This window comes from Streptomyces glaucescens, assembly GCF_002154375.1.
Taxonomy (GTDB): domain Bacteria; phylum Actinomycetota; class Actinomycetes; order Streptomycetales; family Streptomycetaceae; genus Streptomyces; species Streptomyces glaucescens.
Genome location: NZ_MUND01000452.1, coordinates 1 through 8,220 on the forward strand (window position 1 = coordinate 1; position 8,220 = coordinate 8,220).

9 protein-coding genes are annotated in these 8,220 nt (G+C 72.7%); 1 reads left to right on the forward strand and 8 read right to left on the reverse strand.

Annotated elements, in window-relative coordinates:
- The coding region (locus tag CCN42_RS27150; protein WP_211294808.1) for an N-acetylmuramoyl-L-alanine amidase at window positions 1-595 on the forward strand (595 nt) is incomplete at its 5' end.
- A gap of 80 nt (window positions 596-675) precedes the next feature.
- On the opposite strand, the gene CCN42_RS27155 is transcribed toward CCN42_RS27150, so the two are convergent.
- Genes CCN42_RS27155 through CCN42_RS45925 form a run of 8 tightly spaced genes read right to left on the reverse strand, consistent with a single transcriptional unit; the run spans window position 676 to window position 8,214 of the window.
- Entirely contained in the window at window positions 676-1,374 is a 699-nt protein-coding gene (locus CCN42_RS27155; protein WP_143662022.1) for a thioesterase II family protein, read from the reverse strand.
- Window positions 1,375-1,421: 47 nt separating this feature from the next.
- On the reverse strand, window positions 1,422-2,702 hold the full coding sequence (locus CCN42_RS27160) for an APC family permease (protein ID WP_086739545.1): 1,281 nt from the start codon (window positions 2,700-2,702) through the stop codon (window positions 1,422-1,424).
- Window positions 2,699-3,430 (reverse strand): thioesterase II family protein, encoded by a 732-nt coding sequence (locus CCN42_RS27165; protein WP_158102135.1) that lies wholly within the window; start codon window positions 3,428-3,430, stop codon window positions 2,699-2,701. The genes CCN42_RS27160 and CCN42_RS27165 overlap by 4 nt, the downstream gene beginning before the upstream one ends.
- A complete protein-coding gene (locus CCN42_RS27170) occupies window positions 3,427-4,659 on the reverse strand; it encodes a cytochrome P450 (RefSeq protein WP_086739548.1) in 1,233 nt (410 codons plus the stop codon). The genes CCN42_RS27165 and CCN42_RS27170 overlap by 4 nt, the downstream gene beginning before the upstream one ends.
- Complete coding sequence (locus tag CCN42_RS27175) at window positions 4,646-4,879, reverse strand: acyl carrier protein (RefSeq protein WP_086172376.1); 234 nt, start codon at window positions 4,877-4,879, stop codon at window positions 4,646-4,648. The genes CCN42_RS27170 and CCN42_RS27175 overlap by 14 nt, the downstream gene beginning before the upstream one ends.
- Window positions 4,876-6,297, reverse strand: coding sequence for an AMP-binding protein (locus CCN42_RS27180; protein ID WP_086739550.1), 1,422 nt, complete (start codon window positions 6,295-6,297; stop codon window positions 4,876-4,878). The genes CCN42_RS27175 and CCN42_RS27180 overlap by 4 nt, the downstream gene beginning before the upstream one ends.
- Window positions 6,294-8,069, reverse strand: a complete 1,776-nt coding sequence (gene asnB / locus CCN42_RS27185; RefSeq protein WP_086739552.1) for an asparagine synthase (glutamine-hydrolyzing) — start codon at window positions 8,067-8,069, stop codon at window positions 6,294-6,296. The genes CCN42_RS27180 and asnB overlap by 4 nt, the downstream gene beginning before the upstream one ends.
- A gap of 4 nt (window positions 8,070-8,073) precedes the next feature.
- The gene (locus tag CCN42_RS45925; RefSeq protein WP_339384432.1) at window positions 8,074-8,214 is read right to left on the reverse strand and encodes a hypothetical protein; all 141 of its coding nucleotides are present in this window, start codon (window positions 8,212-8,214) and stop codon (window positions 8,074-8,076) included.
- Window positions 8,215-8,220 lie beyond the last annotated feature (6 nt).

The window sequence follows — 8,220 nt, forward strand, 5'->3', positions numbered from 1 at the left end:
GCCCGTCGTCACCACGCGCTCGGGCTGGGGCGCCGACGAGTCACTGGTCAAGGACCCGGCGACCTACACGACCGACACCAAGGCGGTGTTCGCCCACCACACCGCCGGCACGAACGACTACACCTGCGAGCAGTCACCCGACATCATCCGCGCGATCTTCCTCTACCACGTGCAGAGCCAGGGCTGGAACGACATCGGCTACCACTTCCTCGTCGACAAGTGCGGCACCGTCTTCGAGGGCCGCGCGGGCGGCATCGACAAGCCCGTCCTGGGCGCGCAGACCTACGGCTTCAACACCGACACCGCCGGCGTCGCCGTCCTGGGCAACTACAACGACGCGCTCTCCTCACCGCCCGTGCGCGAGGCGGTGGCCGCGGTCGCCGCCTGGAAGCTCGGGCTGTACGGGTACGACGCCGCCGGAAGCGTCGTGCTCACCGCGGCCGCCGACAACGGCAAGTACACCAAGGGCCAGAAGGTCACCCTGAACCGGATCTCCGGCCACCGTGACGGGTATCCGACCGAGTGCCCCGGCAACAACCTGTACGCCGATCTGCCGGCCATCCGTACGCTCGCTGCGGCGACGCAGGCGGGGTGACCTCGCGCGAAGTGTGCGGCACGCACCCTTCGCGGACGGGAGGCGGCTGCTGGAGCCGCTCCCCCGTCACGCCGTCGGCGTCAGGAGCCCGCCGTCTCCCGGATCCGCTGGAGCCAGGAGGCGCAGTCGGGTGAGCCCAGCAGGCCGGAGTGGCCGCCCGGGAAGGTGCGAAGGGTGAACGGGCCCGTCGTGGTGTGCTGCCACGCGGCGATCGTGTCGTCCGTGGTCAGCGGGTCCTCGGTGCCGCGCGCCGCCAGGACGGGGCAGTGCAGGCCGGGGACCGTGGCCGGGGTGAACTGCCACAGGAGGCGCAGGTCCTGGGCCGTCGTCTCGGCGACGACGGCTCGCCATTCGTCGGACGGGGCCCCGGCCAGGACGCCGGGATCGACACGGTCGAGGTAGGCCGCCGCCTCCGCCGGGCCCGCGGTGGCCTGCTCCGGCACCCGCAGCCGGCCGGGCCCGGCGGCGCCCACCGCCACCAGCGCGGCGATCTCGACGCCGGCCTCGCGCAGGCGGGCCGCGGTGGCGTAGGCGACGTACGCGCCGTAGCTGTGGCCGAACAGCAGCGGACGCACGGCGGGCCGTTGGACGATCTGTTCGGCGCAGGCCCGCACGACCGCGTCGAAGGAGGCGGCCGGGGCGCCGTAGTCCCGGCCGGGCCGCCCCGGATAGCGCACCGGCCAGGACGACCGGCCCAGCGCCTGGGTGAGGGGGCGGAACTCGGCTCCGAAGGAACCGGCGCCGGGGAAGAAGACGGTGGCGCTCTCGGTGTCGTTCATGACGCTCTCCGCAGGTCCGTGCCGGTCGTCCGGCTCCGCCGCGGCGCTCACCGGTCCGCGCCCTCGTACTCGGGCTCCCTCGTCGACGGGCGCCGGGCGAGGGCGGCGGTCACGAGCCAGACGGCGGCGAACAGCGCCCAGCACCACCACATGGGCGGACCGGCCAGGACCGTCACGGCGACCACCGTGACGGCACACAGCGCGGTGACCGCCCTGGGCGTGCCGCCGGGCCCGGCCAGCTTCGCGTACGAGGCCGCGCCCAGCCCGTAGAGCACGAAGTAGATACCGCCGGACAGCACGAAGAGCAGCTCGAACGACATGGCGCCCGTCGCGCCCAGCAGCGCGATCACGGTCAGGACGGCGCCGACCACCAGCACGGACGTCACCGGGTTGCCGTCCCGGTCGCGTACCCGGGCCAGCGGGCCCGGCAGGTAGCCGCTGCGTGCCATGCCGAACACCAGCCGGGACAGGGCCAGCACCGAGGCGCACACGTTCGCGGTGATGGCGGCGACGACCAGTGCCAGCGTCACCGGCCGGCCCAGGTCCCCGAGCGAGCGTTCCGCCAGCCGCAGCAGCGGGGCGTCGTCCAGGGCCTCGTCGCCGGGGGCCACCGCGCTGAACAGACCCAGCAGGACCAGCCCGTAGAGGGCCACCACGATGACGTAGGAGGCGGCGAAGATGCGCGGGATGGCGTCCGGGCGTTTGTGCTCCTCGAAGGTGAAGGCCACGGTCTCCCAGCCGGTGAAGGCGACGTAGACGGCGGTGAGGACGCTGCCCAGCTCCCCCAGCGGCGGTAGGGCGGTGCTCGGTGCCTCCACGCCGTGCGCTCCGAGCGCGACCAGCGCGGTGCAGGTGACCAGGACGAACAGGCCGAGCACCAGGGCGACCTGGACCCTCCCGGACACGTTCGCGCCCAGGCACCCGATCAGGGTGGCGGCGGCCAGGACGGCCACCGGGAAGAGCCAGGCCAGACTCGGTACGCCGGAGAACTGGGCGACGTAGCGTCCGCCGGTGATGGCGGTCGCCGGGATGCCGGCGACCAGCGCGAGGGTGGCCAGCAGTCCGGAGGACCGTCCGACGGGCCGGCCGAAGGCGACCTCGGAGTAGTGGGCGACCCCGGACGCCGACGGGTGGCGGCGCCCCAGCCAGGCATAGCAGTACAGCAGCGGGATGACCGAGACGGCGGCGACGGCCCACGGCAGCCATGCGGAGCGGCCCAGGTCCTGGTAGCTCGTGCCGGGCAGGATCATCATGCCGCTGCCGAGGATGGTGGACAGCGCGAGGAAGGTGCCGACGGTGCCGCCCAGCGACTTCTGCAGTCCGCTCACGCCGCCCCCTCCTCGGTGCGGGTGGCGGCGAGCACGCCGGCGAGGGCGCGGCCGAGGGCGGCGGTCCGGGCCGGGTCGAGGCTGTGCCCGCCGGGTACGACCGTCAGGTGGAACTCCCCCGAGACCCGGTGGGCCCAGGCGGCGCAGCGCTCGGGCGGGATGAACCGGTCGTCCCGGCCGCACAGCACGTGCAGGTCGGTGAGGCGGCCGGCGGGGCCGAACCGTTCGGCGAGGCGGTCGGCCACCGCGGCGTCGGCGCGCAGGCCGTGCGCGATCTCGGCCAGCATGTCCTTGTCGTCGAGTAACTCCGGGGGGAAGCCGTCGTGGGCGAGTACCTGTGCGATCTCGGGGTCGGAGAGCTGTGACATCGTCGGTATGCGTCCTGAGGAGTCGGGGCAGGGTGTGTTGATGACCAGTACCCCGATCGGCCGGGCGCCGTCGGCGTCGAGGGCCGGGTGCAGGCGGACGGCGGACAGTCCGCCCATGGAGTGCCCGGCGAGGACGATCCGGCGGGCTCCGCCGCGGTCCGCGGCGCGCCGGATCTCCTCGACGGTCCGTTCCTGCCACCGGCCCGAGTCGAGGTCGGGCACGGAGTCGGCGTTCGGCAGGGTGAGTGCGGTCAGGCCGTGGCGGGCGGCGGCGTCCTTCAGCAGGGTGAGAGTGACGCCGCCGCCCCCGGCGGCCGGGAAGCAGACGCACAGGTCCTGACCGGCGGTGGTCTCGCTCACGTGCCGAATTCCTTGGCGTCGACCACCTCGACCTGGAGTTCGGTCAGCCCGAGCATGAAGTTCGAGCGCAGCCGACGGGGCGGTGCGAGGACCGCGAACGCCTTGTCCCAGGCGGCCAGTTCCTCGAGGAAGGTCTGGATCTCCAGGGTGGCCGCGGGGGCACCGACGCAGCGGTGCACACCGGCCCCGAAGGCGAGTTGCTTGTTGTCGCTGCGGTCGATCAGGAACTCGTCGGGGCGTTCGAAGACGTCGGGGTCCCGGTTGGCCGACATGTTCCACAGGGTGACGAAGCTGCCGGCGGGGATGACGTGATCGCCGACCGGGAAGTCCTCCACCGCCAGCCGCTGCACGTAGCTGTTGGTCGAGGTCCACCGCAGGAACTCCTGGGTGGCCACGTCGCAGCCGACGTCGCCGTCGGCGACCCTGCGCCACTGATCGCGTTCCCCGTCGATGGTGTGGACGGTCAGGCTCGCGGTGTGCGGGGTCGTCTCGTTGCCGCCGACGGCGACGTTCAGGCCGTTGAGCACCGCGACGTCGCGGGGCATCGTGCCGTCGGCCACGCACTGGGCCAGGAAGCCGATCATGTCGTCGGTCCGTCCGGAGCCGAGCCGGTGCCCGATCAGGTCGTCGATGAACTCGAGCACCTCCAGCTGGGCGTCGACGAGCGCGTCCAGCGGGGAGGTGCCGGCGTACACCTCGTCGCGGTAGCCGATCATCGTCCGGGTGGCTTCCAGCAGCCGGTGGGCGTCCCCGGGGCCGATGCCGAACAGGACCTCCAGTACGCCCTTGGGCAGCTCCGGTGCCACGACGGTGCTGAAGTCGAGCCGGTCGCCCACGGACAGCTTCCCGAGGGCGTCGTGGATGTTGCGGCGTACCGTGCGGCCGACCCTGGCGAGCATCTCCCGGCTGAACCCGCTCGTCTTGATCGGTTTGCGGATGGCGGTGTGCGCCGGCTGGTCGGTGACGATGAGCATGCGGCCGGAGGCCGAGTCCTTCTGCGGCAGGTAGGAGCCGTCGACCATCGTTCCGTAGGACGAGCTGAGCCGCTTGTGGTCGACGTAGGCCGCGTAGATGTCGGCGTACCGGGTCAGCGCGTAGAACTGGTATCCGTCGTCGCGGCGGTGCACGGACACCGGGTGGTGGGCGCGCAGGTCGGCCAGATAGGCCCACGGGTCGTCGTCGGCGAAGAACTCCGGCGAGTACAGCGGGCTGTCCTCAACGACCAGCATGGGTGCCTCCGATCAGGTCGGCTATCCGGGCCGGGGTGCGGCCCTCGAAGAAGACGTGCCCCGGGACCTTGACTCCGGTGCGTTCCTTCAGCAGGGCGCGGCACCGCAGAACGGCCAGGGAGTCGACGCCGGCGGTGAAGATGTCCGTGTCGTCGGCGAGGTCCCGGTCGAGTACCGTGCGCACGCAGTCGGTGATGGCAGCTGGCGAGATGTCCGTCATGTCTCCTCGGCCTTGTCTGTCGTTCGGTAGTGGTCCATCAGGGTGGGGACGTCGACCTTGCCGCCGGCCCTGACCGGGTACCGGTCCACCAGGCTGATGCCGATCGCGGACGAGAAGTCCTGGACGACGGTCTCGATCCGCGACCGGGTGGCCGGGTCCCCGAGTGTGGCCGGGTCGGTCCGGACGAAGGCCACGGTGTGCCGTTCGTGCTGGACCACCCGGCAGTCCCGCACCCGGGGCAGCGCGGTGACCCGCTGCTCCAGGGCGGCGGTGTCGACCCGCATGCCGTTCACCTTGACCTGGCCGTCCAGTCGCCCGGCGAACACCAGGTTGCCGTCGCCGTCGGCGCGCACCAGGTCTCCGGTGCGGTACGACGGCTGTCCGTCCTCGTCGCGGAAGCGGTGCGTGAGGACGCCGTCGTCGAGGTAGCCGAGGCAGACGAACGGGCCGTTGACGACGAGTTCGCGGGCGTCCGGCGGACCGTCGTCCGGTCGGCGCAGGACCTGCCGGCACCCGTCCAGCGGGCGGCCGATGGGGACGGCCGGTGCGGTGAGGTCCTCGGGCAGCCGGTGGTGGTGGGTGGCGAAGGTGGCCTCGGTCGGCCCGTACAGGTTGACGAAGGTGGGGCGCAGGCCCGCCTGCCGGGCCTGCCGGTACGTCGACACCCGGAACTGCTCGCCGCCGCTGAACAGCCAGGGGATGTCCGCGACGGCCTCCGGCAGTACCTCGACGACCGTGGCGAGGACCGCGGCGGGCAGCAGCAGGCGGCCGATGCCGTACGTCCGCGCGAGGCCGGGCCAGGCGAAGACGTCGTCGTTGACGTGGGGCAGGCACACCACTCTCCCGCCCGCGGCCACCGTGCGCCAGGTGTCGAACCACCAGCCGTCGTAGGTGGGGGTGGCGAAGCTGCCCGCCGTGAGCCGGCCGGGCACGGGCACGTCCAGGTCCCGGCAGGCGAAGAGCGCGAGCAGGTTCCCGCGGCTGACGGCGACGGCCTTGCGGCTGCCGGTGCTGCCGGACGTGTGATTGACCGCGACGACGTCGTCGGGGAGCGGCTGCGGGCGCGGCCGGCGGGCCGGCCGTCCGGCGGGCTCGACCGACGGGTGCGCACCCACCGACACGGTGAGGGTGAGGTCGGGTCGTACGCGGTCGAACTCCCGGTCGGTGAGGGTGTGGTCGTCGGCGACGGCCACGGAGCCGGCCCGCCAGGCGCCCAGCTGTCCCGCGAAGCAGCCGAGTTTGTGCCGGGACCGGATGACGACCACGCGGGCCGGGCCGTGTGCGCGGACGCTCGCCTCGACCGCCGCGGCGAGCCGTCCGACCTGCGCCCAGCTGTACTCGGTGCCGTCCTCGACCCACACGGTGGACGCCGAGGACCACTGCCGGCCGTGCAGCAGCTCGTGCCAGGTGTCCGTCATGACCGCAGTCCCAACTCGTCGATGATCGCGCTGATACTGATGAGGCTCAGCCGGACGTCCCACTTGTCGGGCGTGGCGTCGGCGCCGAGGACGTCCAGCGCGTCGGGGCGGAAGACGCCACTGGCCGCGACGAGGTCCCGCCAGCGCGCGAGGGTCCGCTCGTCGGCGGTGTCGGTGAGTCCGTACGCCGTGAAGCCCTGTTTGGCGCGGTGCAGGATCCGGTCGGGCACGATGCCGGCGTAGGCCTCCTTCAGGCAGGCCTTGCCCTCGAAGTCGGCCATCTTCCGCTCGTCGGGGACGCCGAGCGCCAGGGCGACGACGGGGTTGCCGAGGAACGGGTAGCGGCCCTCCACGGAGTTCGCCATGAGCATCATGTCGCCGTGGTCGCCGAGGAGGTGTCCGCTCAGCTGCACGTACACGTCGGCGATCGACCGCAGCTGCATCCGGGTCAGGGCGGCGGTCTCCCGGTCGTCGAAGGGGATCAGCCGGTCCCGCCAGTACTCCCTGCCGGGCAGGGCGTCGAGCGCCCGCGGGGTGAGGCACTGTTCCCGCCGTCGGGCCGTCCTGGTGCGGTCGGTCTCCCAGCCGAAGTCGGCCCTCCCCCACGCGTGTTCGTTCTCGGCGTGCGGCTCGGGCGGGGTGCGGCGGGCGCCGTCGAACGCGTACGAGTCGTAGCCGAAGAACAGCTCGTCGGCGCCTTCGCCGGAGATCACGCCCTTGAGGCCGGTGAGCCGGACCTGGCGGGCGAGCATCAGGGCCGCGACGTTGTACGTCTCGCGCTGCGGATAGCAGCAGTGGCGCACCATGTCCTCGAACTCGGCGGCGACGTGGTCCGGGCTGCAGCGGATCTGGTGGTGCTCGCTGCCCACGGCGTCGGCGATCTCGCGCTGGAACCGTCCCTCGTCGAGGGTGACGTCGTCGAAGAGCACGGAGAACGTCCGGGCGGGCTTCTCCCGGGCCCGGGCCGCTTCCAGCACGAGGGTGCTGGAGTCGAAGCCGCCGCTGAGATAGGCGCCGATCTCGACGTCCGCGCGCAGCCGGTCCGTCACCGACCGTCCCACGGCCTCGCGGATCTCCTCCCCGGTGACGGGGCGGTCCGTCTCCTGGAAGTCCCCGTACCGCCAGTAGCGCACGGTCTCGGGGGGCCCGTCGCCGAAGCGGACCACGCAGCCTGGCGGTACGGCTCGCACGTCCTCGACCAGGGTCCTCGGCGCGACGATGTTGCCGAGCGCCAGGTACTGGTCGACCGCGCCGAGGTCGAGCCGCCAGGTGTGCGGCACGCTCCGCACGAGCGGTTTCAGCTCGGAGCAGAAGTGCACGTGGGTGCCGAGCACGGCGTAGAACAGGGGGCAGATGCCGAAGCGGTCCCGGCCCAGGTGGAGGCTGCCGTCGGCCCGGTCGTGGATGACGGTGGCGAACTGCCCGTCGACGCGGGCCAGGCCCGCGGGCCCGTAGCGGGCGAACAGCTCGGGCAGCACGGCGACGTCGACCCGGTTGTCGGGCGGGCCGCCGCCGAGCAGGGCGCGCAGCTCGGCCGCGTTGTAGATCTCGCCGTTGGTCAGGGCCGTGTACCGGCCGCTCGGGTCCTCGGCCGGCTGCCAGCCGTCCTTCAGCGCGGTCATCCCGAGACGGCCGAGCTTCGCCGAGAGCGTGGGTGTGTTCAGGGAGTAGGTCTCGTCCGGTCCGCGGTGGACCAGCCGGGCGTGCATCGCGGCGGCGACGGCCCGGTCCAGGGTCTTGTCCGGGGCGTAGGTCCCGCACAGGCCGCACATCGTGTCACACGCTCCGTTCCCGCAGCCGGTCGGCGAGGTCCCGCAGGTTCTCCGCGCGCAGCACGTCGCGGACGCCGGCGTCGGTCCAGCCGAGCTTCTTCAGGCCGCTGACCAGGGCGACGGCCGAGGCGGAGTCGCCGCCCAGCTCGAA

What these genes read in the sequence shown, in the direction of transcription:
- CCN42_RS27155 (WP_143662022.1), bottom strand. Translation starts at nt 1,374, where the DNA reads ATGAACGACACCGAGAGCGCCACCGTCTTCTTCCCCGGCGCCGGTTCC.
- CCN42_RS27170 (WP_086739548.1), bottom strand. Translation starts at nt 4,659, where the DNA reads ATGCTGGTCGTTGAGGACAGCCCGCTGTACTCGCCGGAGTTCTTCGCC.
- CCN42_RS27175 (WP_086172376.1), bottom strand. Translation starts at nt 4,879, where the DNA reads ATGACGGACATCTCGCCAGCTGCCATCACCGACTGCGTGCGCACGGTA.
- CCN42_RS27180 (WP_086739550.1), bottom strand. Translation starts at nt 6,297, where the DNA reads ATGACGGACACCTGGCACGAGCTGCTGCACGGCCGGCAGTGGTCCTCG.
- asnB (WP_086739552.1), bottom strand. Translation starts at nt 8,069, where the DNA reads ATGTGCGGCCTGTGCGGGACCTACGCCCCGGACAAGACCCTGGACCGG.